The following is a 23,683-nucleotide window of genomic DNA, read 5'->3' as shown; positions in this document are numbered from 1 at the left end:
GAGCTTCTAACTTCGGAGACCGTACTGCAACGGGAGGAGGAGCGTCGACCGATCGACAACGGGTCACGCTGCGGCGCTTTGGCGAACGGGCTCGGCGGCACTTCGCGCGAGAAGCAGGCGTAACCGCGCCAGGTCGTCTTCGGATGCAACCTCACAACGTGACCCGCCGGCGAACTTGGCCTGATAGAGCGCGGCATCGGCAGCCCGCAGTAGATCGGCCGCTCCGTTCCCGTGCTTGGGGGCCATCGCGATGCCGACGCTCACGCTGACGCGTGCCGGCGCGCCGCAGTCGAGATCATGCGGAACTCCGATCGCCTCAACCAGGTGCCGTCCCAACGCCGTTGCCTGTTCCTCAGTGCAGCGCGCGCCGAGCACGACGAATTCGTCACCGCCCAAGCGCGCCGGCAGGTCACCTTCTCGCAGAACACCCCGCAGGCGCTCGGCCACGCTCTGCAGCAGTCGGTCGCCCGCAGCGTGGCCGTGCGTATCGTTGACCACCTTGAAGTCGTCGAGATCAAGATAGAGCAGCGCCAGCGTCTCGCCGCGGCCGCTTCGCGGTGACAGTCGCTCCTCAAGGGCGCCAACAAGCCCCGCTCGATTGGCAAGCCCAGTAAGCTCATCATGTCGGGCGCGATGATCATTCTCGCGCTCCGCACGCATCGTCGCGATCAGCATATGGTTCAACTTGAAGCAGGCCATGGTCATGGCCGCCAGATACATGGGTATCTGGAAGAACAGGACCAGCATGAGCGGCTCTCCGGCGATCAATGCCCCAGGGATCGTCGGCCCCAAGCTCAGCACGATCATCGCCCCGCAGAGCCGCGGCGCACTGAAGTTGCGGAAGCAGATGCCGCCGACCATCGCTCCGGCGGATATGCAGGCGAGCGTTGCAGCTACCCAGTCGCCCGTCGCCAGACTAATCAGCGCCCCATAGCCGACGCTGCCGCTCCAAGCGATCGAAAGCACCAGGTTGATGTCGGTCGGCATAGCGTGATGCCTCAGCGCCCGGCGACGAGCGACGATCAACACGGTGAGCCGCGTCAGGCAGATCGCAATCTCGATAGCGAGCCACGCGATGAACAACGGCGTCGGCGAGCGCGCGGCAATGACTGCAGCCACCAGAAGAGTATTCAGGATGCCGCCGATGAAGACCGGCAGCGTTCCGTACACATTGCCGATCAGCGCGATCCGAATGTCCTCGGGCACGTCCGCACCGCAGTCGGCGAGCCATCGCGTCACGCGCCAGCGCGGAAGGCTGTAGATTCTCGAATCCGACTGCATCACAGTGCTCTCGGGCATCTTGTCGACAAAGTTTCTTGCGGCGGTGATCGCCAAATCAAATATACGAACAATCAGTGCTCCACGATGGTCGCTTCCGGCTTCGATTTCGCTAAGTGAGGAGCGCCGACTTTATGCAAATTGCTGGTTTGCTTAAGAAGGGATTGAACGGCCGTCTTTGACCGCAAGACCCTGCGATCGCGGCCTCACCTGCTCTGGCGGAACTGCCGTAGATTTACGGAATCCAAAAGGCTTCGAAAACGTGCTTTACCGTCACTCAGCACCGGGGCTGGCGTATTTCATCGTGATTTATATTTCTCGCCGGTGGGCCGCAGGCCGTTGGTCTGCGGCCATTGCGCTGTAGCGCGAGGACCGATGCTCCGGCTGCATACGCACCCGTGTGCGGCTGTTCGCCTCTGAGGCGCCGCGGCCCGCGCGCTCCAGGTCATGCTTAAGCACGGCCCTTCCGTCGCGCTCCTTCGCTGAACCAGCTCTCGGCGATTTTGTCAGGCTTCTCTCCGCTTGCCTTGGTTGAGGCGACGTCAAGTCCAAGCTCGGCGGTCGTTGCAAGGCGTGGCCGGAGGTAATACAATTCCAAAAATAGTTAACGCTCTTAAGCACGACGCCGAAAAAGCGATTTCCTGAGGTAAGATTTTCCGCTGGGGGATCTCTCATGTTTGATGCCGCTACCACCGCGCTGTTGCGCGCGGTCCTCGACGAGGTCTGTGGGGATGTTTCCCGCCACCAGATGGGCACCCGCACGCATGTCGCCTCGAAGATTCTCGAAGCCGCCACGAATGGGGACACCTCGCCGGACCGGCTCAAAGAGATCGGCCGCGAAGCTCTCTCAGACGCCCCAACCATGTGGCGGTAGTCGCAAGAGGCGGGGGGTGAATTTCCAGGTCACGGTCCTGAAGATCCTGGTGAGCTATCCCGCCGGCTTCGCGGTGATGGCGGACCTCAAGCGTGACATGGCCATTCTGGCAACCAGCGGCCGCGAATGGGCCGAGCGGACCAAGCGCTTGGCTGCGCGCGTTCCGGATCTGGACATCTTTTCGCAAGGATTGATTGAGCGCATGAACGGTGGGTGGCGGATCACCGACAAGGGGCGTGCGGTGTTGGACGTCATGGAAGCCCGTCATCCAGCTCCGGAGACGGCGACAATTCCCCATCACGCCACATCCCCGCAGCCGCTCCCGGTCGTGGCGCTCCCAGGTAGGCGCGACCGCCTTCAGCGCCGGCAGGCCGCTCGCGAAAAAGCGCGGGCAAAGGTTTCCTGAGCTGGTTCTTGCTCTGGATCGACTGACCATTCGCCGCGATCCGCGGCAGGCATTTCGCCGGAAACCCATCGCCTCATCTGGGCGGGTCACGATCGACTGCGACAGGCGGCCGGCCCGCAACATCAGCCCTCTTCGGGAGCCAACACCACGTGAAGATGAGGGCGGGGGATCGGCGGCGGCCTCTCGGTCGTCGGGGCAGGCTCCGGCCGGATGCCTTTGACGGCGTATCGCTCCGCGAGTCTTAACAACCGCAGCTTGGTGAATGGATCGACGCGCTCGGCGACGTCGCGCACCCGCTGCGCCAGCCCGCGGTAGAACTCATGCTCCATGACGCGACCACCCTACAACAAGAAGTAGTGCCAGTTGATTACAAGGCTGCGGTCGAGGTCAAGATGCCTCCGTCAAACGGCACGATTTCCGCGGCGCACCGGTCGGGCTATACAGGCGCCTTACCTCGCTCGGCCACCTGGCTCGCGGATCCGGGTACGATTGAATTGCGCGGCTTTTGCGCCGGCAGCCCGATCAATCCGATCGACGGCGGATTGTGCGGGCCCTGTCCATGTAAGCGAGCACATCGTTCCTGCTCGGAGCACGGCTTCTGCTCACCTCTTCATTCGAAGCCGCTGTCTTCTTTCGCTTGACCTGAGCGCTTTCCTTGACCGACGGAGCGTCCGCGCGCTTACTGCGCTGGGGCAACGTCGCCGCAATGGGACTCGCCGTCCTCGCAGGCTCCATAAGCGCGCTGGAGGCTGCCGGTGAAACAAGCCGCGGGCCGGCGCTGGCCTTCGCCACCTCGGCCTCTGCGCGCTTGCGCCAAACCGTCGAGGAAAGCGTGCCCACGCTCAAGGGCATTCCGTTTCTGCCGTTGATGCCGGCGGCGGCCAAGGCTCTAATCATATCCGGCCACTTCAACCCACGACGGTCGGCGGCCTCAAACCAGTCGAGATGGGCTGCAACCAATTTCGACAATTCCATCCGTCCGCCAAACGGAAGCCGAAACTCGTCTGCCATGGCCTTCAGGCCGCGTTCCAATTCCTTGTCCTTGGCCATATCGTCCCTCATCTGCCTCGTTCCCAAGATAGGAGTTCTGGCAGCCTCTGCAAACCTCTGCACAACTAGGTAGCCAGCCCCGCAGAGAAGAAAAGACGATTGCAGAGCTCACACCTGTGCACCCGGCGGATGCGTCCTGATAGCAAGTACTATTTCGACGTTTCGGCGTGTTGGTCGGTTGCGGTCATTGGTGCGGATCATGTGAGCCGTGGGCCTTAAGCCTCTCCGTTATCGCTCCCGCTCTGCCAATTCTCAATTTGGTCGGCCGATTGAGTCCGCCCCTTTTAGCTATAGCGATCGCCGGAAGAAATGCGCGATTTCCCCGATCACGCCGCGGCGAAAGGTCAGCACGCAGATCAAGAAGATCGCGCCCTGGATCACGGTCACCCATTGCCCGAAGCCGGCGAGATATTGCTGCATGGCGATGATCACGAACGCCCCGACCACCGGGCCGAACACGGTGCCCAGCCCGCCGACCAGCGTCATCAGCACGATTTCGCCCGACATGCTCCAGTGCACATCGGTGAGAGAGGCATTCTGGGCAACGAACACCTTCAGCGAACCGGCAAATCCCGCCAGCGTGCCCGACAGGATATAGGCCAGGAGCTTGTACTGGTCGGTCTTGTAGCCGAGCGAGATCGCCCGCGGCTCGTTCTCCCGGATCGCTTTCAGCACCTCGCCGAACGGCGAATTGATGGCGCGGTAGATGATGAGGAAGCCGCACAGAAAGCCCGCCAGGATGACGTAATAAAGTGTGGTTGGCTTGGCGAGGTTGAAGATTCCGAACAAGTAGCCCTGCGGGATGCCCTGGATGCCGTCTTCGCCATGGGTGAACGGCGTCTGCAGATAGATGAAATACAACAGCTGCGACAGCGCCAGCGTGATCATCGCGAAATAGATGCCCTGGCGGCGAATAGCGACCAGACCGGTGATGACGCCGAGTATCGCGGCGCCGGCAGTGCCCATGAAAATGCCGAGCTCCGGCGAAAGCCCCCAGACCTTCAGCGCATGCGCGGTGAAGTATCCTGCAGTCCCTAAGAACATCGCGTGGCCGAACGACAACAGCCCGCCGTAGCCGATCAGCAGGTTGAACGCACACGCCAGCAAGGCGAAGCACAGCGCCTGCATGACGAAGAACGGGTAGAGGCCAGTCAGGGGCACGATCAGCAACAGCGCCGTTATGATAACGAACGCGATCATCTCGTCGCTGATGGCGCGACGCGGGGCCGGAATGGTGTCGTCGGTCATGACTGTCATGTCAGGTCGTCCGTCCCGTCAGTCCGGATGGCTTTACCAGCAGCACCAGCACCATCAAGACGAAGACGACGGTGTTGGAGGCCTCGGGATAAAAATATTTCGTCAACAACCTCAATGGGACATGGTGGATGATGCAAGCTGCGGCGAAGAGATGGGTCGCGGCAGGAGAGTCTGGAAACATTGTAAGCATCGTCGCGGACATCTGGCGCGGCCTGCCAGGCATCGCGCATTCCTGCGCGGCGCGCGCCGGTGTGATCTATCTATCCAAATCGGTGGCCGTGGAATGGGCGCCGCACAACATCAGGGTTAACTGCGTCGCGCCTGGATGCTGCGAAAGCAACGGATTCAGCAACTATTCGCCGGAAGGCGCGGCCACCTTTGAGGAATCAAATCCCATGCGCCGATCGGGAGACGAGTGGGATATTGCCGAGGCCGTGGTTTACCTGGCTGCGCCGTCAGGCAAGTTCATCACTGGAGAAGTCTTGACAGTCGATGGCGGTCAGCAGCTGTGGGGTGATCCGTGGCCGACGGGGCGTCCAGACTATTTCAAAATAGGCTAACCAGGTTCAACGGGCCGCGAATGCGAATCGAACTGGTATGATGGAAGATTGCGTGCCGAAAGAGTTTCACCAAGCGGGACCGGTGCTGCAATGCACCGGCATTGAACGACGCTTCGGCGGTCTTGTTGCCGTGACCGGTGTCGATCTGAGTATTTACCGCGGTGAAATCTTCGGTCTCGTCGGGCCGAATGGTAGCGGCAAAACCACACTGACAAACGCCATTACCGGCTTCTATCCGCCTAACAAAGGCACGATCAAACTCGACGGCAAGGACATTACAGGCACGGCACCTCACAAGGTGGCGGGTTTAGGCGTTGCCCGCACGTTTCAGAATCTGGCCCTTTTCAATGGTATGAGTGTGCTCGACAATATTCTGCTTGGACGACACATTCACATGCGTCCTGGTGTCATTCGTACGGCGCTGTACTGGTGGTTGGCGCGTCCGGATGAGATGCGAAACCGTGAAATCGTGGAGGAAGTGATCGAGTTCTTGCAACTCGAAAGCGTTCGTCACGAACTCGTCGACGGCATTCCGATCGGAATGAAGAAGCGAGTCGAGCTTGCACGCGCGTTGGTGGCGGAGCCGCACCTCCTTATCCTCGATGAGCCGATGGCCGGAATGAACCAGGAGGAGAAGGAGTATATGGCAAGGTTCATTCTCGATGCGCGCGCGGAGCGCGGTGTGAGCGTTTTGTTGATCGAACACAGCATGGATGTGATTACCGGCATCTGTGATCGCGTGCTGGCATTAAACTACGGAGAAATGATTGCAACGGGCAAGCCAAGGGAAGTTGTGAAGGATCCGCGGGTCATCGAAGCCTATATCGGTGTCGGTCATGCGGCATGAAAAAGCCGTGAGCATGCAAATATGTGCCGCAGACGATACCTTGCCGCGGCTTCTAGCTCACAACGCCGCTCAGCACGGCAACAAAATCGCGATGCGGGAAAAGCATCGCGGCATTTGGAAGGAGATGACGTGGTCGGAATATTTCAATGAAGTGCTGGTTTGCGCTGCTGGCCTTGATTGCCTCGGTGTCCGGCCGGGCGACGCGGTCATGGTCCTTGGCGATAACCGCGCTCGTCTTTACGCAGGCATGACTGCATCGTCAATGCTGGGAGCGTACGCGATGCCAGCTTACCCGGGGACGACACTGGACGAATTGCGCCATTTCGTCGGTGAAGTGAAACTTGTGGCGGCGCTCGCCGAAGACCAGGAGCAGGTCGACAAATTTCTAGAGCTGCGGGAGGCCGGCAGTGCGATCGAATATATCGTCTACGAGGACAAGAGGGGTCTTAACACCTATGACGCGCCGGGGCTCCTGTCGTGGGAGGAACTTCACGATAAAGGCGAGACGAACCTTAAGGCAGATCCACAACTGCGCGAGCGCATCGTCAATCGCGTGACGCCGGACGATCCGGCGATATTCCTGCATTCGTCAGGCACGACCGGTAAGCCCAAGGGGATCGTGCTCAGCCACAGAAATGTCATCGCCGCAGTTCGCAATGCATATTCTGGCGGGGCATTCAATTATGGTGAAGAGGTTCTCGCTTACTTGCCGATGGCATGGGTCGGAGATTTTGCCCTGACCGTTGCTGCCGCAATCGCTTTTCGCTTCACGGTCAATGTACCGGAAAGGCAGGAAACCGTCTTGCGCGACATGCGCGAGATAGCGCCAAGCCTTTATCTCGCCGCGCCGCGCAGCTGGGACAACTTGCTGACCTCCATTCAGGTCGGAATCGAAAACTCCACTCCGTTGAAGAAATGGCTCTACCATTTTTTCACGGACAGAGCGATTGCCTGGGAAAGGCGAAAGCTCGACGGGCAAACGGGTAGCCATCTGGAATGGCTGGGCCGGTTGCTGGGCGAACGCATTATCTTCGGACCGGTAAAAGACCTGTATGGTCTCAGCCGACTAAAGAGCGCGTTCACGGGCGGCGAGGCCATTGGGGAGGATACGTTTGTCTTCTACCGTGCGCTGGGGATCAAGCTGCGGCAGCTCTATGGCCAGACCGAGAATGCGGCCTTCAACGCCATCCAGGCGGCCGATGAAGTCAAGCTACATACCGTAGGCAGAGCGCTTCCTGGGGTTCAGGTCAAGGTGACAGGCACGGGTGAAATACTGCTGAAGGCAGAAAGCGTGTTTCGCGGGTACTTCAACAATCCCATGGCAACCGAGGAAGCGCTCAAAGACGGTTGGCTGCATACAGGCGATGCCGGGTATCTGGAAGACGATGGCCACCTTGTCGTGCTGGGGCGTGTGTCAGAGGTCGTCCATACCAAGAGAGGGGAGCGTTACGTCCCCAACTACATAGAGAACCGGCTGAAGTTCAGCCCATACATAAAGGACGCAGCCGTTTTCGGAGCCGGTCGGGACGAATTGACAGCCATCGTTTGCATCGACCTGGAGGCCGCCGGGCATTGGGCTGAGACCAACGCTGTGCCCTATGTCTCGTACGCGGACCTGTCGCAACGGGCCGAAATGGCTGGTCTGCTCCGCGACGCGTTTCATCGAGTCAACAAAGCACTTCCCGAATCACTGAAGCTGCATCGGTTCGTCAGCCTTCACAAAGAATTCGACCCGGACGATGGAGAGATAACACGCACCCGCAAGCTCCGCCGCGCTGTTGTCGAAGAGCGATACGCATCGGTTATTGCCGCGCTTTATGATGGATCGAAAGAAATCCATGTCAAAGCTGCGGTGACGTACGAGAGCGGCGAGGTCGGGCTGGTGGAGCGCACGCTGGTAATCCGGGAGGTCTAATGGACATCGCATACCTCAGTGAGCTCGCTGTAAATGGCGCATTGACCGGATTGCTTTATTCGCTTTTCGCACTTGGGCTCGTGTTGATCTACAAATCTTCATCCGTTCCCAATCTTGCCCAAGGCGCATTGACGATGTTGGCCGCATACGTCGTGCTGGCCTTGTCCCGGCAGCTGGGTTTCCCATTGTGGCTGGCAATTGCCGCGACGACCATCATCATGTTTTTCGCCGGTCTTGGTGTGGAGAAGGTGGCATTGCGGCGCATGGCAGGACGTCCGATCGTCATGATCCTGATGATGACGCTCGGTCTCGACATCTTCATACGAGGTTCGACCTTGGCAGTCTGGGGCGGCACCTCCCGTTCGATGGAGCTGGGCATCAGCTACGATCCCTTGTTTCTTGGACCGATACTGCTGAGCCGCATCAATCTGGCTGGAGCCGGTGTCGCGATCGCACTTTTTGTGGCATTCCTTCTGTTCTTCCGAACGCGCCACGGAATCCGATTGCGTGCAATCTCGGACGACTACATCGCTTCTTGGTCGATCGGGATCTCTGTTGAGCACGGCGTAGCTCTGTCATGGGGTATGGCTTCGGTGGTCGCCGTTGCGTCGGGTGTGATTTGGGGAGAGATCCAGGGCGTCGACCAGTCGCTTTCGCAGCTCCTCCTGAAGGGACTAACGGTGGCCGTCCTGGGCGGTCTTGACAGTATTGCCGGCGCGATTCTTGCCGGGATTTTCCTTGGGGTCGTTGAGAACGTAGGCTCCTCCTATCTCGATTCAATAGTGGGAGGAGGTAGCCGTGATCTGATCGTTGCTGCTGTGCTGATCTTCACCGTCATGTTGCGTCCGCATGGACTCTTCGGACGCCATGACATCGAAAGAGTGTGACGCATGTTCTATCCTCTCGCGGGCGTTCGTCATCAAAGCTATCTATCGGACAGCAAGCTATTCCCGGTGCCAACGGACCGGAACCTGCTTATTGTCCTTACTATCGCTGGCATCGGTGCGCCGTTCCTGTTGAGTTCGTTGTATTTGAACAGCTACCTTCAGCCTTGGTTGATCTGGACGGCGCTGGCGCTCGGCCTCAATTTGGCGACAGGATGGGCGGGGCAGCTGCATCTGGGATACGCTGCGACCATGGCGGTGGGCGCCTATGCGGCCGTCCACGCAGCCAGGTTCGGCATTCCCTGGGAATTTGCTCTTCTGATCGGTGGCCTCGCCGCATCCTTGATAGGAAGCCTGTTTGCGTTCGCGGCCCTGCGCGTGAAAGGGCTTTATCTCGCGATCGTGACGCTTGCGATGCAGTTCATCATGGATTGGGTGCTAAATCACTCGCCTGTGATATCTGGCGGCTCACATGCCTCGCTCCAGTCCCCTCGTTTTGCGCTTCTTGGGCAGGAAATCGCTTCAGGCAGAGGGTTATATTACGTGGCGCTCGGATGGTGCGCGTTGGTGACCGTTTTCATGATGAATCTGCAGCGAACCGCCTTGGGACGGGCCCTGGTTGCCGTGCGCGAAAAGGACTATGCGGCTGCAATCCTTGGCGTGAACAGCTTCTACTACAAGCTGATTGCGTTTTCGACATCCTCGTTCATCGGTGGGATTGGCGGCGCCCTTCTCGTTGCGACGTTCTTTTTCCTGGCTGCGCCTGAGCAATTCGGGGTCAATGTTTCGATTCAGGTGCTTGCCATGATCATCGTCGGAGGGCTCGGCAGCATCATCGGCACGTATTTTGGAGTGGCATTGATTCTCCTTATGCCGGGAATTGCCAACGAAATCCTCGCAAACGCTGCAGCTCTCTTTCGGCTTCCACTCGGCAATGAAACGCTCGCTCATATCCCCACAGCCGTTTACGGCGCATTGATCGTCATTTTCCTGCTGGTTGAGCCTCTGGGGCTCGGAAAGCTCTACGCCAATATTAGGGACTATTTCCTGGTCTGGCCCTTCGACCAATTCAAGAAATAGGGTCAACATGAAACCAGAAGACGTTCACAAAAGCGGCCCGATCCTGTCGATGAACAGCGTGGAGGTGCTTTACAATTCGGTCATGCTTGCCATCAAGGGCGTGTCGATCGAGGTGCCGCACGGAGGAATGGTCGCGCTTCTTGGATCCAATGGAGCCGGGAAGAGTACCACATTGAAAGCCATAAGCGGCCTCCTGACTGCGGAGCGCGGAAAGGTAAGCCGGGGCGAGATCCGCTTTGATGGCAACGTGATCGGCGACAGTCTGCCTCAGGAGCGGGTCGAACTCGGGATTTGCCATGTGATCGAGGGACGCAGGGTTTTCGAACATCTAACTCCGGATGAGAACCTCGAGGCGGCCGCTCCGATGTCATTGTCGAGAGGGCGGGTCGCCTCGGAAAAAGCTCGCATTTACGACTACTTTCCGCGGCTGGGCGAGCGAAAGACTTCGCTTGCGGGATATCTTTCGGGTGGTGAACAGCAGATGCTCGCAATCGGGCGAGCCTTAATGACGCAACCGCGCTTGCTGATGCTGGACGAGCCGAGCCTGGGTCTGGCTCCGTTTCTGGTGGCCGAGATTTTTGAAATCATCAAACGCATCAATCGCGATCATGGCCTGTCCGTCCTGCTTGTCGAGCAAAACGCGCTCGCGGCTCTCGATATCGTCTCGCATGGCTATCTGATCGAGAACGGGCGTGTCGTCATGCACGACACAGCAGAGAGGCTCAAGGCGAACTCCGATATTCAGGAATTTTACCTTGGCGGTGGCCAGGCCAGGAGTTTTCACGACATCAAGCACTATCGCAGACGCAAACGCTGGCTCAGCTGATCAGGACGAAACGGTTCAGTTGTGAACGGAGGAGACTCGTAATGCGATTTTCGAAATGTTCTGCAGCTGCGGCAATCGCCAGCATCGTGGCGCTTACGATAGCTCCGCAGGCCCGTGCCGAACAACCGCTGAAGCTCGGCGTCTGCTACGATTTGAGCAAGGCCTACACGTTCGCCACGCCTCAGGTATCGCAGGCGGCACAGGATCTGGTCGCGCTAACCAATCTCAAGGGTGGGATCGGCGGTACTCCGATCGAAGTCATCGTGCAAGACCACGGCAATGAGCCGCAACGCGGCATCGAATGCTACGAAAAACTCAAGCGTGAAGGTGTCTTCATTTTTGATACGCTGTCGACCCCTGTCTCAATCGCCATGTTGCCGCGAGTTATGCAGGACAAGAACATTCTCATCCAGGCACTGGTTGGCCGCGGCGACGCCGTGGATGGCGCGGTGTTCGGGTGGGTTTTCCCGCTGGGACCTACCTATTGGGGACAGGTCGCTAACGATATTGCCTACTTGAAACAAGTGCACACCGGCAACCTCCGCGGTGTCAAAATCGGCTTCGTCTATCTCGACTATCCGTTCGGTCAGGAGCCGATTCCGATTCTCCAGACGCTGGCTAAGGTGGAGGGCTTCGAGTTGAAGCTCTATCCAGTGCCGCTCCCTGGCAACGATCAGGCCGGCAGCTGGACCCAAGTGCGCCGTGACCAGCCTGACCACATCATCAGTTGGCTGTTAGCGGGAGCGCATGTCGTGGCATCCAAAGAGATGAAGCGCAACGGTATCCCGATGGACAAGTATATCTCGGTCAATTGGCTGAACGAAGTGGATATTGCCAATATCGGTCCCGAGGCAGCCAAGGGGTTGAAACGGGGCACCAACGTTGCGGGTGGGCAGGATGTTCCGGTGATTCAAGAGATCATTGCTGAACTCTATAGAAAGGGCAGGGGCAGTGGGCCAGAGAAGAACCTCAAGGATGTCTACTACAACACGGGACTAGCGATGTACTCGATGATCCTTCAAGGCGCCCGCCAAGCTGCCAAATTGCACGGCACTCCGATTACCTCTGCAACAATGCGGGAAGGGCTGCAAAACATCACAAACTATGACGCCAACGGGCTGATGGCACCGGTAACTGTGACATCGAGCGACCACGGCGGTGGCGGGAAGACGCGCGTCGAGATGTGGGATGGTGAAAAATGGGTGCCCCAGACAGAGTGGATCGCAGCCTATACGGATCTGATCTGGGAAGTAGTGAGAAAAAGTTCCTCCGAGTATCACAACTAGGGCTTGCCGACATGACAAACGACCAACGTGTCGAACAAAAAGCCCTGAGGGAAAGCAGAGAAGGCACAATGCAAATTCGAAACCAGCAGATTGGGAGGTGAGAATGTCAATCGGAAAAGTGATAAAGGACTTGGTGGTCGCTGCCGCCTTCAGTGCCGCAGCCTCGTCGTACGCTTTGGCTCAAGATAGCACCCTTAAATTCGGCTTGTGCTTCGATCTCAGCAAATCCTACACCTTTGTTTCGCCACAGGTCGCGCAAGCTGCTCAGGACCTCGCCACCCTCACGAACATGAAAGGTGGCATTGATGGGCACAAGATCGAGATCGTGGTCCAGGACCACGGCAATGAGCCGCAACGCGGCATCGAATGCTACGAAAAGCTCAAACGTGAGGGCGTGTTCGTATTCGACATGCTGTCGACACCGGTGTCGATCGCGGTATTGCCGCGTATCATGAAGGACAAGAACATTTTGATGCAGTCGTCAGTCGGACGCGGTGATGCCGTTGACGGCTCGGTGTTCACTCAAATCTTCCCCGTGGGTGCTACCTATTGGGGGCAGGCCGCCAATGATATTGCCTACATCAAACAACAGCGCGGCGGCGATTTGAAAGGGGCCAAGATCGGATTTATCTATCTCGACTATCCCTTCGGTCAGGAGCCGATCGGTGTCCTGAAGACGCTTGCTGAACGGGAAGGCTTCGAATTGAAACTTTATCCAGTGCCCTTGCCTGGCAGCGATCAGACGAGCGCGTGGACACAGGTAAGGCGCGACCGGCCTGATTTCATGATCAGCTGGCTGCTCGCGGGTGGACATGTCGTGGCGGCCAAGGAAATGAAGCGCAACGGATATCCGATAGAAAAGTATATTTCGGTCAACTGGCTCAACGAGGTGGATATTGCCAATATCGGTCCCGACGTTGCCAAGGGCGTCAAGCGTGGCACAAACGTGGTCGGCGGTCAGGATGTTCCTGTCATCAAGGAAATAATGGCCGAGCTTTACGCGAAGGGTAAAGGCAGTGGCCCCGAGAAAAACCTGAAAGATGTGTATTACAATTTGGGTCTCGCCAACTACTCGGTTGCCTTTGAGGCTGCACGGAATGCCGTCAAACAAGCCGGTTGGCCGGTGACCGCCGCGTCAATGAAGGCTGGCTATGAGAGCCTTAAGAATTTCGATGCCAATGGCCTTCTCGCCCCTGTGACTGTCACTGCTCAAGATCATGGTGGCGGAGGCAAGACAAGAATCGAGATGTGGGACGGTCAGAAGTGGGTGCCGCAGACCGGCTGGCTGGCGGACTATCAGGACCTGATCTGGCAGATCGTGAAAACGAGTTCATCCGGATTTAAGGTCGAGTAATCCGGAGATCCCGTTGGCTCAAACCCTACGCGTCGGCGGGTGTAATCGCCCCGGGGCGGCGGACAATACATCCGCCGCCGAACTGCCCACCTTCAGCGCGAAAGCCAGTGAACTCCATGATTGATAGTCCAATCGAAGTCAGCGTCGACGAGGCTATTGCTACCGTTCTTATCAATCGTCCCGACCGCAAGAACGCGTTATCTGTGGCCGCGTCCAATGGACTGACCGATGCCTGGGACCGGATCGAAGCGGACAGCAATATCCGAGCGGTAATTCTAACCTCTGCCGATTGTGGCGTCTTCAGCGCAGGGCTTGACCTCAAGGAGGCCGCCGAGGTCGCTCGCAACGAGCAGGTCGATATCCTGTCCAAGATGCGCGATCCTTTCCACGAGCGCATGTGCGCGTGCTCCAAGCCAATCATTGCCGCGATGACCGGCTCGCTGATGGCGGGCGGAATGATGCTATCGCTGATGTGCGATCTGCGCGTCGGTCTCAAAGGAACCAAGGCCGGCATCACGGAGGTCAAGATCGGTCGTGGCTCGCCGTGGGCCGCTCCAGCTCTCTATATGCTACCGCAGGCGATCCTCATGGAGATCGTTCTCACCGGTGATCTCATGCCAATCGAGCGGTTGCACGATTATGGTTTCACCAACTATCTTGAAGATACACCAGACGATGTGCGCTCTCGTGCCAAGGATTTAGCTAGGCGCATCGCCAACGGTGCGCCATTGTCTGTCATTGCGGCCAAAGCCAGCGTTCGCACGACAATGGACCTCGGATGCCGCAAGGGACTGGTAGAGGGTAAACGCCTTCACGAAGTTGTCTATGCCAGCCAAGACGCAATTGAAGGTCCTAGAGCTTTTGCCGAAAAGCGGAAGCCGGTCTGGCAGGGCAGGTAAGGGCGGCCGCGATCTTGGAGCCCTATCGAGAGCTCAGAACGCAAGGTTCCTTGAGCGCGTTGCTTTTTTTAGAGACTAGCGAGGGCGATCGCAGTGGGCAGTGTTGCGTTTGAACTTCCCGAACACGTCATTGAAGTGCGCGATGGCGTCCTGCGTTTTGTCGATTCGCAGGTCGTGCCGCTGATCGATCGGAATCGCACCCTTCTCGAAGATCAGCGACGGCTGTATGACGAAACCGGTCGATACTCTGCCGAAGTACGCACCTTGATCCAAAAAGTCAGGATGCTTTCGGCCGAAGCCGGCTTCTATGCGATGTGCGCACCGGCGGAAATCGGAGGAGGGGGGCTGGGGCATCTGGTCTACTACGTGGCCTGGGAGGCCATATATCGCCGGCTCGGAGGACAGGGCGTCATCATTCCCTGGGTCATTGCTCACTGGGCCTTCGGACCCAGCCGACTGCTCACTCAGGTCACGGAGGAGGCCCGCGAGAGATGCCTGGCGGGCATGATGGCCGGGAAGACATCAATGTGCTTTGGTCTCTCCGAGCCGGGAGCCGGCTCAGACGCCAGCATGATCAAGACGCGGGCTGGCAAGACCGCAACAGGCTGGAAAATCACTGGCCGCAAGCTCTGGACAACAAACGCGCCCACCGCGGAATGGTGTGTCGTTTTCGCCATCACCGACGTCGAGAAAGCCGCGCGAAAGGCTGGAGGCATCAGCGCATTTCTCGTTCCAACCGATGCACGAGGATTCCATGTTGAGAGTGTCGTGCGCTTGTTTGGTCACGCCGGGGGTCACGAGGGCGCTCTCGTGCTTGAGGATGTCGACGTGCAGCCCTGGCAATTGGTCGGCGAGCTCGACCAGGGATTCAAGATCGCACTTTATGGAGTCTCGCTGGGTCGGGTCTACAACGCCGCCCGGGCTGTCGGACAGGGAAGATGGGCGCTGGAAATGGCTATCGACTATTCGCAGCAACGTGAGGCCTTCGGTGCCAAGATCGCGGAGTATCAAGCCGTCTCGTTCCCGATAGCCGAGGCAGCCACGGAATTGCATGCCGCGCACCTGATGGGATTGAATGCAGCGATGCTCCTCGACCGCGGCGATAAGGCGCCGAAGGAGCTTTCAATGGCAAAGGCCTATTCGGTACAAGCCGGATTTCGCGCCGTGGATCGCGCAATTCAGACACACGGCGGCATGGGATTGACGAACGAAATCGGTCTTGTTCACGCCTGGCAAGACCTTCGGATCGTCAACATTGCCGACGGCACCAATGAAATCCTGACGCGGATGATTGCCCAGCGATTACTGGCAGGCGACGTCGATCTCTAGTACCCGGAATCAGAGCTGAGTGATACGGCGGCCTTTGAAACGGCGTTGACGGACCTTTTTCTTGGTCCAGACGAAGGGCTCGGCTTTGTCGTTGTACGCGTTGACGTAGGCATCGATGTGTTCCTGAAGCTGCCTGAGGCTTGTGAAGGAGGTGCCGCTAAGCGACTGCCCCTGCAAGATCGAGAACCATACCTCGACCTGATTGAGCCAGGACGCGCTTGTCGGCGTGAAATGAAATTGCACGTTGGGGTGGGCCTTGAGCCAGGGTTCGTTCTTCTTGTGGGTGTTGAGGTTGTCGAGAATGACGTGAAGCTTTCGGCCCGGAAAGGCCGCGGTGACGCTGTTCATGAAGTCGAGAAACTCGACGCGACGACGGCGCTTTGAATGCGTCGCGATGATCTTTCCGGTGGCGACCTCAAGCGCCGCAAACAGTGTCGTCGTGCCATGCCGCTTGTAGTCGTGGCTCTGGCCGGTCAAGGCGCGGCCATTGGGCAACTTCAGATAACCCTGCGCTCGCTCCAGGGCCTGGATCGAGGGCTTCTCGTCCACACATAGCACAATGGCCTTCGAGGGCGGGGCGACGTAGAGGCCAACAACATCGGCGGCTTTGGCCGTAAAGTTCGGGTCGTTGCTCTCGCACCAGGACTTCCGAGCCGCGAGGTCAATCTTGTGGCTGCGCAGGAACCGCCAGACATATTGGACGTCAACATCGCCCAGCGCCTCGGCCAGCAGAGGGCCGGTCCAGCGCGCAAACCCTTGCGGGGGTGGCTTATCCAGCAGCTTCAGAATCCGCTTGTCGGTGGCCTTCGTATAGATCGGCTGCTTGCCGGGCCGCGGCTTGTCTTGCAGCCCTTCAAGGCCATGATCGGCATAGCGGTGCCGCCAAAGGCTGACAATCCGCGGTTGGACGCCGACTTCCTTGGCGATCGAGCGGGTGCTGCGCCCGTCCGCCGCCAACAGAACTATCCGCGCCCGCTTCAAATCGCGCTGCAACGTCACCGGCGAGCGACAACACGCCTCCAGCACCTTGCGATCTTTCCGCGAAAGGTGGACTTCTCTTGCTTCGGGTACCATCCCGACCTTGAATCACGACTCACGATCCAAGAAAAGTGGGTACTAGGCCCAAGCGGAAGTTGACGTGCCCGCCGTCGGTTCCCGCGGCCAAACCGGTCAGGTGAACCGCAGTTGCACCTCCATGGCGATGGTTCCGCCCGATGTCATTGCCCACAGCTCGGCGCCCGCGCCACCGTCGACCGGGCGTCCGGCGACGTCGAACGGCGCGGTATCGAACAAGGGTGCGCGCGCGCGTTGCGTGAACGAGGCGATAGTCCTGCTCGCATTGTTGTCCCGAGCGAGATCGATGAGACATTGCTGCGAATAAGGGCCGTGCACCACCAACCCGGGGTAACCTTCCACGGTCATCGCGTAAGTCCGATCGTAGTGAATACGATGCGGATTGAAGGTCACAGCAGAATAGCGGAAGAGCGATACCGGATCCGTTTCGATCTGTCGTGCCCACGGTAGACCGGCGGGTGGTGTGCTTCGCTTCGGAATGCCGCTTTGCTCTCCCGGTTTCACGGCGTCGCGAAACACGGTGTAACTTTCCTCTACGATCGCGAGACCGCGTGGCGAAAAGATACGTCGCGTTTGCGTGACAAAGAGGAGAGGGCCCGTACTGCCGGAACGCAAGGTCATGTCCGTCAGTTCCGTCTCACGTTTGAGGGAGTCACCCACGAGAAGCGGATGATGAAACATAAGACTCGTGCCCGCGTACATACGTCGCGGGAAAGGTACCTTGGGTATCACACCCCCCGAAGTGGGCAGGCCATCTTCGCCCATTGTCGCTTTGCGGGCGAATGAATGGAAATAGACCAGATGCCATCCGGGCGGAATCGCTTCACCGTTGGTAGGTACCGCCTCGTCTCGATCGAATGCAGCGACGAGCCCGAAAAGCGGCGCTCGCGTAGCTTCATCTTCTTCCACGATCTTGGTGCCTATGTGTTTGCGCAAGCCGTCAATGTCGATTTCGGCAGCCATCATCGTTCTCCCGGGTTGGGTGCAGACACGTCGCTCGTGGGCGCAGCGAGAGCGAATCCGGGCAGCGTAAGGCCAGGCGTAGCTTTCTCGAAGACGAGGCGGACGGGCATGCCGATCTCGAGCCTTGTATCCACTGGGGCATGCAGTCGCGCCAGCATGCGCACACCTTCCTCCAGATCGACGGTCACCAGCGTGTACGGAAGATCGAGCCTGTAGCCGTCGTGAAACGGATGATGCGTGATCGTCCAGCTGTGAATTGCACCTTTGCCCGATGCTTCGACCCACCGGGTTTCGAACGAATGGCACGCATCGCATACAGGCCGAGGATAATGCCGGATTCTCCAGCAACGCGCGCATTCCTGGAGCAGCAGCTTCCCTTCGTTGAGGCTCTTCCAGTAGGGCATGGAGTCGGGCGTCGGTTCGGGCAAGAGCTTCGAATAGGTGTCGCCGGTCATCCGTCAGCCCCTTCTCATGATCGCTATCGACCCGTCGCCCATGTCGCCGTAGCCGGAGACCAGACCCAGCTCGGCGCCGCTTACCTGGGCCTTTCCGGCACTGCCCCTGAGTTGCCTTACGAGTTCGACCACATGGTTCATCCCGACCATGTGCGCTTGGGACAGCAGACCGCCATGGGTGTTGATCGGCAGCTTGCCGCCAAGCCTAATGGCGCCGCTCTCGACGAATGGTCCGCCCTCGCCCTTCTTGCAGAAGCCTATATCTTCCAGCTGGCAGAGAACGACATACGTGAAACAATCGTAGATTTCGGCCACCTGAATTTCCCGAGGTGCGACGCCCGCCATCGCAAACACCTTGGGCGAGGCTTTGGCAATTCCCAGGCGCGTCATGTCGGGACGCTGAGTGATCGAACTTGGGGAGTCCGGATGTCCTTCAGCGACGCCCATAACGAGAATCGGGATTTGACGCAGATCTTTGGTGCGCTCGGCAGCGCTAACGACGATGGCAGCGCCACCATCGCTCTCAAGACTGCAGTCCAGCAACCGCAGCGGATCGGAGATCATGCGCGAATTCTGATGATCTTCAATCGTGATAGGCTTCGTCATCATTGCATTGCCGTTTAGGATCGCGTTGTGTCGCGTCGACACCGCGATTTCCCCAAGTTGGTGGCTCGTCGTGCCATAGAGTTCCATGTGCCGCCGCGCCATCGCGGCGTAAAGCTGCGCCGGCGCGATTGCCCCGGTCGGCATCTCAAATTCGCCGACAACCTTGAATTGTGGCATCTGCTGGACCCGTGTGCCGATGCGACCTGAAGACGAGCCGTTCCGGCCGATCGGCAGCAATACATGGTTGCAGAGACCTGCGTTGATCGCCAAGAGAGCGGCTTGAATTCCGGCCACGCAACTCGCGCCTCCGAGGGGCGTCGTGGCTGAAAAGCGAAGATCCTCGATGCCGAAGTTCGTCACGAAATCCTCGGCAACGACCACCGAGTTTGAATAGGGAATGATCCCGTCGATGTCTCTTGGCGACAGTCCGGCATCCTCGATGGCCTTCAGGGAGGCTTCGAGCTGGAGAGCGAGCACGCTTTTTCCGGAGTTGCGGCTGTAGGCCGTCTCGCCGACGCCGCTTATGGCGACCCGTTCCTTCAATGCCATTTGTGGTCTCCTCAAATACTCTGTGCTGCAGTTGTCGCGGCCATGATGAATTCCGGGGCGGCTCTATCGCAAAGGCTCTAGCGAACCAAAACTTGGCCGCACGCGTGAAGCCCTACCGCAAATACTTCCTTCGCCGGAATTCGCTTTTGCGGCTGGCTCAGGCACCCTCGAAACCCACGATCTACATTGCTGCTGGGCTATCCGAAACCGGTATGGCCGGTCGGAGGCCTCGAAGTACCCTGCCGACCTGTTGCAACAAGCCCGCTGCACTCTGAGCTTCGGCGTCTGGCCAATCGAGCAATCATTTAGATCCACCACCGAGCAACCTTCTTGACGCCGGCCATTGGAAGTAAGAATATGAACCGAACAAACGTTAGAATTGTTGCGCCATCAAGTCAAATGTCAGGCTATCGGCGTGCCACCATTTTGACTTAACAGGCTGTCGGAGCCGCAAATTTTTGCGCAATATTGAGTAAGCGGGCGGCCAAGTTTGTTGCGGTGCATCTCGCTGGCTTGGCGAAAAGAAGCGCTCACGGAGGAGAACGCTCATGGATTTGGCCTATGGTCCCAAATATCGAGCGTTGCAGGAGGAGGTTCGCGGCTTCGTGAGAAGCCACGGCCATTTGTCGCCGCGAACCGGCGGCGGCCGCAAACGGCCTGACAAGCGGGCGCTGGCGTGGCAGCATCTGCTTCTTCAGCACGGATATTTCGCGCGCAATATCCCCAAGGAATACGGCGGATTTGGGTTACCGCTGGACGTGATGGAGCTGGCGATCATAGCCGACGAGTTTTCTTCTGCCGGTGTTTCTCCCGGTATCATGAACCAAGGGATATCGATGCTCGTTCCGACCCTTCTGGAAGTCGGTTCCAAAGAGCAGTGCGCGAAATGGGTCGGTCCGACCATCCGCGGCGAGGTCATCTGGTGTCAGGGTTACTCAGAACCGGGTTCTGGCTCTGATCTCGCCGCCGCAAAGACACATGCGCGAGTCGAGGATGGCCATTTTATCATCAATGGCCAAAAAATCTGGACGAGCTCGGCTCACTTCGCCGACATGATGTTCCTGCTTTGCCGTACCGAGACAGAAAAGGGCAAGCACGGTGGACTTTCATACCTCTTGGTTCCTATGAGCGCCCCTGGCATCGACGTTCGCCCGTTGGTGACAATGACGGGGCGCGCCGAATTCAATGAGACGTTCCTGACTGATGTGCGTGTTCCAATCGACCAGATAGTGATGAGACGCGGCGACGGCTGGCACGTCGCGAATGTGACCCTGAAGTACGAGCGTCTACTTCTCGGTGATCCCAACAAGCTTACCTATCGGCTCGCCCGGGTCATCGAGCTCATGAAGAAGACTTCTCTGGAAGGTGTGCCGACAATTCAAATTCCGGAGTATCGTGATCGTCTTCTCAGGATTCAGGGTGAGGTTCTGGCGTCGAAGTTCCACGGTCTCCGGTTGTTGAGTGAGCAGGCCAAAGGCGAAGAATCCGGCGTCAGGCGCCTGATCGTCAAGCTGAACGGCACCATGATCGCGTATCGTCTCTCCTCGCTTGCCGTCGATGTGCTTGGCGCAGCCGGTCTGCCCTATGAGCCGAAGGGCGAGGCGCTGGAGGACGATGAGGCCACGACGTGGCAGATCGACAACATGTACGATATCGGTCTTATCATCGGCGGTGGTTCGTCCAATATTCAGAGGAACATCATCGGCGAGCGCGGGCTTGGCTTGCCTCGCGAGCCCACGGCCGACATCAAACTTGGCCCTAAGGAATGACCCATGGAGTTTGGTCTTAGCAACGAGCAGTGGATGCTCGAGAACTCGCTGCGCGGCCTTCTCGAAGAAAAGCTTTCTCTCGAAAGGTTGCGCAAGGTTGCCGAGATCGGCTCGGGATTTGATGCGACGCTATGGGAGGGCCTGGTCGCGCAGGGTATCGTAGGACTTCTGGTCCCGGAGCGATTCGGCGGTAGTGGACTGGCCTTGCTGGATGCCGCCGTTGTTGCCGAAAGCTTGGGCTATCATGTGGCACCTGCGCCTTTCCCGGCGAGCGTGGTCATGGCGCCACTGGCGCTGATGTCTGCAGGAAGCGAGGCGCAGCAAGCCAAGTGGCTTCCCAAGATTGCGAGCGGCGAAGTTAGAATAAGCGTCGCGTTCGCTGGCGGAGTTGGACAAACAGGTGAGGCCTCGGTGCAGCTCGACGGCGATCAGATCAGCGGGCTTCTGACTGGAGCTCTTGATGCCGGGGCCGCATCTCACGTCCTCGTATTTCTGCCCGATGGTCGCGCAGCTCTCGTAGATGCCCATGAGATGGGAGTAGCTATCGAGATGCGCGGAAGCCTCGATCGCACCCGTCCGGTATCGAGCTACGAGCTCAATGATGCAAGAGCGATCATTCTGGACGCCGCCAACGATGCCCGGGTAGTTGCGGCCCGTGTGGCTGATGCAGGAAGAGTTGTCCTCGCGGCAGATACACTGGGGGCAGCGCAGTCCATGTTCGACCGAGCGCTTGCTTACTCGAAGGAAAGGGTTCAGTTCAATCGCGTCATCGGTTCCTTCCAGGGCGTCAAGCATACCCTTGCAGATCTGGTGACGATGTTGGAGCCGTGTCGAGCGTTGGTCTGGTACGCTGCACATGCGCAAGATGCAGTGCCCGAGGAAGCTCGCATCCTGGCGTTGCAAGCCAAGGCCCATTTGGGCGAGGTCGGCAGGGAAATTGCGCGCCTAACCACGGAAATGCATGGCGGGATGGGATTCACTGACCTGCTTGGCCTGCACTATTGGTTCAAGCGCGTTGCGTTTAATCGTCAGATGTTGGGAGCGCCGGAGCACTGTCGGCAGGAGGCTGCAGCCGTGCAGGGTTGGCTGACCGTGTGAGTTAGAAATCTGGCAATTCGGTCCGGCCGGCGCTCGCCGTTGCCGGACCGCGGACACCCTTCAGCGTCAGGGAGGCAAGATGAATATCCGTCCACCCGTCGAGGATTGGGCAACAGACTTCGATCATCTCGACCCGCGATGGATAGAGGACCCTTTTCCAATCTGGGCCGAGCTGCGCAGCTCTTGCCCCGTTGCGCATACGGATCGGTTTCAGGGGGTATATTTGCCCACGCGTTACAAGGACATTCGCGAGATTGCATATCACACCGAAGCCTTCTCCTCGCGGCGTGTGCAAGTGCGCGCCACCCCGCCACCTGTAAAATCGCCGGCGCCGCCCATCACGTCCGATCCCCCACACCATCGCCTGGCGCGGATGGTGCTGCTGCTGCCTTTCACGCCGGCGGCCATCGACAAGCTGATTCCCGGAACGCGCGCCATCTGCAACGAGCTGATCGACCGGTTCGCCGGCAAGAACCAGTGCGACGCGGCGCTCGACTATGCCCAACATATTCCTGTGCTTGTGATAGCACGAATGCTTGGGCTGCCGGCGGATCAGGGCGAAAAATTCCGCGATTGGGTGCATGGGCTGGTCGAGGCGGCAGTTCTCGATGACGAAGCGATGGTCGGCACGCTGGAGGAAATGACCGCCTACTTCCTTGAACAGGTGCAACGGCGCCGAAAGACCCCATCTGAAGATCTCATCAGCTATCTTGTTGCTGCTCGTGTCGACGTGCAACCTCTTACGGACAATCACATTCTAGGAACTCTGCGCCTGCTCCTTATTGCCGGCATTGATACAACGTGGAGCGGGATCGGGGCCTGCTTGTGGCATCTTGCCAGGACGCCTGAAGACAGACGCCGGCTTGCATCGGACCCCGCCCTGATGCCGACGGCGATCGAGGAATTATTGCGAGCCTATTCGCCCGTGACGATGGCTCGCATGGTAACCAAGGATACCGTTGTTGAGGGATGTCCTTACAAGGCGGGTCAGATGGTGCTGCTTTCGTTCCCCGCTGCCAATCGCGATCCTGCAATGTTTCCGGATGCCGACAAGGTCATCATCGACCGCAAGGAAAATCGACACGCCGCCTTCGGTCTCGGCATTCATCGATGCATCGGATCGAATCTGGCGCGCATGGAGCTGACCGTGGCCGTCGAGGAGTTTCTCAAGCGCGTTCCCGAGTTTCATCTGGCGGACCCCAAGGCCGTAAGATGGTCGGAAGGTGCTGTAAGAGGACCCCCGCGTGCTGCCCTTGAGGTTTGAATAGAAAGATGACCCCGAAAACGGGATGGCTTTTGGCTTGGCGTGATCGACCATAAAAGG

22 protein-coding genes and 2 pseudogenes are annotated in these 23,683 nt (G+C 58.6%); 15 read left to right on the top strand and 9 right to left on the bottom strand.

Annotated elements, in window-relative coordinates; genetic code table 11:
* Positions 1–63 precede the first annotated feature (63 nt).
* Positions 64–1,335: a GGDEF domain-containing protein gene (locus G8O24_RS22265; protein WP_306666318.1), complete on the bottom strand. Its 1,272-nt coding sequence runs from the start codon at positions 1,333–1,335 to the stop codon at positions 64–66.
* Between the two features lie 616 nt (positions 1,336–1,951).
* Here G8O24_RS22265 and G8O24_RS22260 point away from each other — a divergent pair.
* Positions 1,952–2,152: a hypothetical protein gene (locus G8O24_RS22260; protein ID WP_188103036.1), complete on the top strand. Its 201-nt coding sequence runs from the start codon at positions 1,952–1,954 to the stop codon at positions 2,150–2,152.
* A gap of 16 nt (positions 2,153–2,168) precedes the next feature.
* Positions 2,169–2,558 (top strand): hypothetical protein, encoded by a 390-nt coding sequence (locus tag G8O24_RS22255; protein WP_188103035.1) that lies wholly within the window; start codon positions 2,169–2,171, stop codon positions 2,556–2,558.
* A 122-nt stretch (positions 2,559–2,680) separates the two neighbouring features.
* Here G8O24_RS22255 and G8O24_RS22250 read toward each other — a convergent pair whose 3' ends face one another.
* The 4 genes and pseudogenes from G8O24_RS22250 to G8O24_RS22235 all read right to left on the bottom strand — a co-directional run.
* Complete coding sequence (locus G8O24_RS22250) at positions 2,681–2,887, bottom strand: hypothetical protein (protein ID WP_188103034.1); 207 nt, start codon at positions 2,885–2,887, stop codon at positions 2,681–2,683.
* 193 nt (positions 2,888–3,080) lie between these two features.
* Positions 3,081–3,608, bottom strand: coding sequence for a hypothetical protein (locus tag G8O24_RS22245; RefSeq protein WP_188103033.1), 528 nt, complete (start codon positions 3,606–3,608; stop codon positions 3,081–3,083).
* A gap of 288 nt (positions 3,609–3,896) precedes the next feature.
* Positions 3,897–4,865: a branched-chain amino acid ABC transporter permease gene (locus G8O24_RS22240; protein WP_188103032.1), complete on the bottom strand. Its 969-nt coding sequence runs from the start codon at positions 4,863–4,865 to the stop codon at positions 3,897–3,899.
* Position 4,866: 1 nt separating this feature from the next.
* Positions 4,867–4,971, bottom strand: a pseudogene (locus tag G8O24_RS22235) (branched-chain amino acid ABC transporter permease); the annotation flags it as partial.
* Between the two features lie 13 nt (positions 4,972–4,984).
* On the opposite strand from G8O24_RS22235, the pseudogene G8O24_RS22230 reads away from it, so the two are divergent.
* From G8O24_RS22230 to G8O24_RS22185, 10 genes and pseudogenes are all read left to right on the top strand, one after another.
* Positions 4,985–5,425 (top strand): annotated as a pseudogene (locus G8O24_RS22230) (SDR family oxidoreductase); the annotation flags it as partial.
* Positions 5,426–5,477: 52 nt separating this feature from the next.
* Positions 5,478–6,272 carry an ABC transporter ATP-binding protein gene (locus G8O24_RS22225; protein WP_311972252.1) on the top strand — a complete coding sequence of 265 codons (795 nt, stop codon included), beginning with the start codon at positions 5,478–5,480 and terminating at the stop codon, positions 6,270–6,272.
* Complete coding sequence (locus G8O24_RS22220; RefSeq protein ID WP_188103031.1) at positions 6,262–8,187, top strand: AMP-dependent synthetase/ligase; 1,926 nt, start codon at positions 6,262–6,264, stop codon at positions 8,185–8,187. Before G8O24_RS22225 ends, G8O24_RS22220 begins: the two co-directional genes overlap by 11 nt.
* Positions 8,187–9,074: a branched-chain amino acid ABC transporter permease gene (locus G8O24_RS22215; protein WP_188103030.1), complete on the top strand. Its 888-nt coding sequence runs from the start codon at positions 8,187–8,189 to the stop codon at positions 9,072–9,074. Before G8O24_RS22220 ends, G8O24_RS22215 begins: the two co-directional genes overlap by 1 nt.
* A gap of 3 nt (positions 9,075–9,077) precedes the next feature.
* A complete protein-coding gene (locus G8O24_RS22210; RefSeq protein WP_188103029.1) occupies positions 9,078–10,151 on the top strand; it encodes a branched-chain amino acid ABC transporter permease in 1,074 nt (357 codons plus the stop codon).
* Positions 10,152–10,158: 7 nt separating this feature from the next.
* Positions 10,159–10,977: an ABC transporter ATP-binding protein gene (locus G8O24_RS22205; RefSeq protein WP_188103027.1), complete on the top strand. Its 819-nt coding sequence runs from the start codon at positions 10,159–10,161 to the stop codon at positions 10,975–10,977.
* Between the two features lie 41 nt (positions 10,978–11,018).
* The gene (locus G8O24_RS22200; RefSeq protein WP_188103026.1) at positions 11,019–12,263 is read left to right on the top strand and encodes an ABC transporter substrate-binding protein; all 1,245 of its coding nucleotides are present in this window, start codon (positions 11,019–11,021) and stop codon (positions 12,261–12,263) included.
* Positions 12,264–12,366: 103 nt separating this feature from the next.
* Complete coding sequence (locus tag G8O24_RS22195) at positions 12,367–13,617, top strand: ABC transporter substrate-binding protein (protein WP_188103024.1); 1,251 nt, start codon at positions 12,367–12,369, stop codon at positions 13,615–13,617.
* 116 nt (positions 13,618–13,733) lie between these two features.
* Positions 13,734–14,516, top strand: a complete 783-nt coding sequence (locus G8O24_RS22190) for an enoyl-CoA hydratase/isomerase family protein (RefSeq protein WP_188103125.1) — start codon at positions 13,734–13,736, stop codon at positions 14,514–14,516.
* A gap of 93 nt (positions 14,517–14,609) precedes the next feature.
* Positions 14,610–15,845 carry an acyl-CoA dehydrogenase family protein gene (locus tag G8O24_RS22185; RefSeq protein WP_188103023.1) on the top strand — a complete coding sequence of 412 codons (1,236 nt, stop codon included), beginning with the start codon at positions 14,610–14,612 and terminating at the stop codon, positions 15,843–15,845.
* A gap of 9 nt (positions 15,846–15,854) precedes the next feature.
* Here the strand turns inward: G8O24_RS22185 and G8O24_RS22180 are convergent, their stop codons facing one another.
* From G8O24_RS22180 to G8O24_RS22165, 4 genes are all read right to left on the bottom strand, one after another.
* Positions 15,855–16,919 carry an IS630 family transposase gene (locus G8O24_RS22180; protein WP_188103022.1) on the bottom strand — a complete coding sequence of 355 codons (1,065 nt, stop codon included), beginning with the start codon at positions 16,917–16,919 and terminating at the stop codon, positions 15,855–15,857.
* Positions 16,920–17,015: 96 nt separating this feature from the next.
* Complete coding sequence (locus tag G8O24_RS22175; protein WP_188103021.1) at positions 17,016–17,882, bottom strand: HTD2 family dehydratase; 867 nt, start codon at positions 17,880–17,882, stop codon at positions 17,016–17,018.
* On the bottom strand, positions 17,882–18,337 hold the full coding sequence (locus tag G8O24_RS22170; protein WP_188103020.1) for a Zn-ribbon domain-containing OB-fold protein: 456 nt from the start codon (positions 18,335–18,337) through the stop codon (positions 17,882–17,884). Before G8O24_RS22170 ends, G8O24_RS22175 begins: the two co-directional genes overlap by 1 nt.
* Positions 18,338–18,340: 3 nt before the next feature.
* A complete protein-coding gene (locus G8O24_RS22165) occupies positions 18,341–19,492 on the bottom strand; it encodes a thiolase family protein (RefSeq protein WP_188103019.1) in 1,152 nt (383 codons plus the stop codon).
* Positions 19,493–20,040: 548 nt separating this feature from the next.
* Here G8O24_RS22165 and G8O24_RS22160 point away from each other — a divergent pair.
* The 3 genes from G8O24_RS22160 to G8O24_RS22150 all read left to right on the top strand — a co-directional run bounded on the left by G8O24_RS22160 (position 20,041) and on the right by G8O24_RS22150 (position 23,623).
* On the top strand, positions 20,041–21,261 hold the full coding sequence (locus G8O24_RS22160; protein ID WP_188103018.1) for an acyl-CoA dehydrogenase family protein: 1,221 nt from the start codon (positions 20,041–20,043) through the stop codon (positions 21,259–21,261).
* A gap of 3 nt (positions 21,262–21,264) precedes the next feature.
* Positions 21,265–22,359 carry an acyl-CoA dehydrogenase family protein gene (locus tag G8O24_RS22155; protein ID WP_188103016.1) on the top strand — a complete coding sequence of 365 codons (1,095 nt, stop codon included), beginning with the start codon at positions 21,265–21,267 and terminating at the stop codon, positions 22,357–22,359.
* A gap of 79 nt (positions 22,360–22,438) precedes the next feature.
* Positions 22,439–23,623: a cytochrome P450 gene (locus tag G8O24_RS22150; protein ID WP_188103014.1), complete on the top strand. Its 1,185-nt coding sequence runs from the start codon at positions 22,439–22,441 to the stop codon at positions 23,621–23,623.
* Positions 23,624–23,683: the final 60 nt, after the last annotated feature.

Source organism: Bradyrhizobium campsiandrae (assembly GCF_014529705.1).
Taxonomy (GTDB): Bacteria; Pseudomonadota; Alphaproteobacteria; order Rhizobiales; family Xanthobacteraceae; genus Bradyrhizobium; species Bradyrhizobium campsiandrae.
Note: the sequence above shows the minus strand (reverse complement) of the source record. Positions and strands in the feature narration are given on the sequence as shown.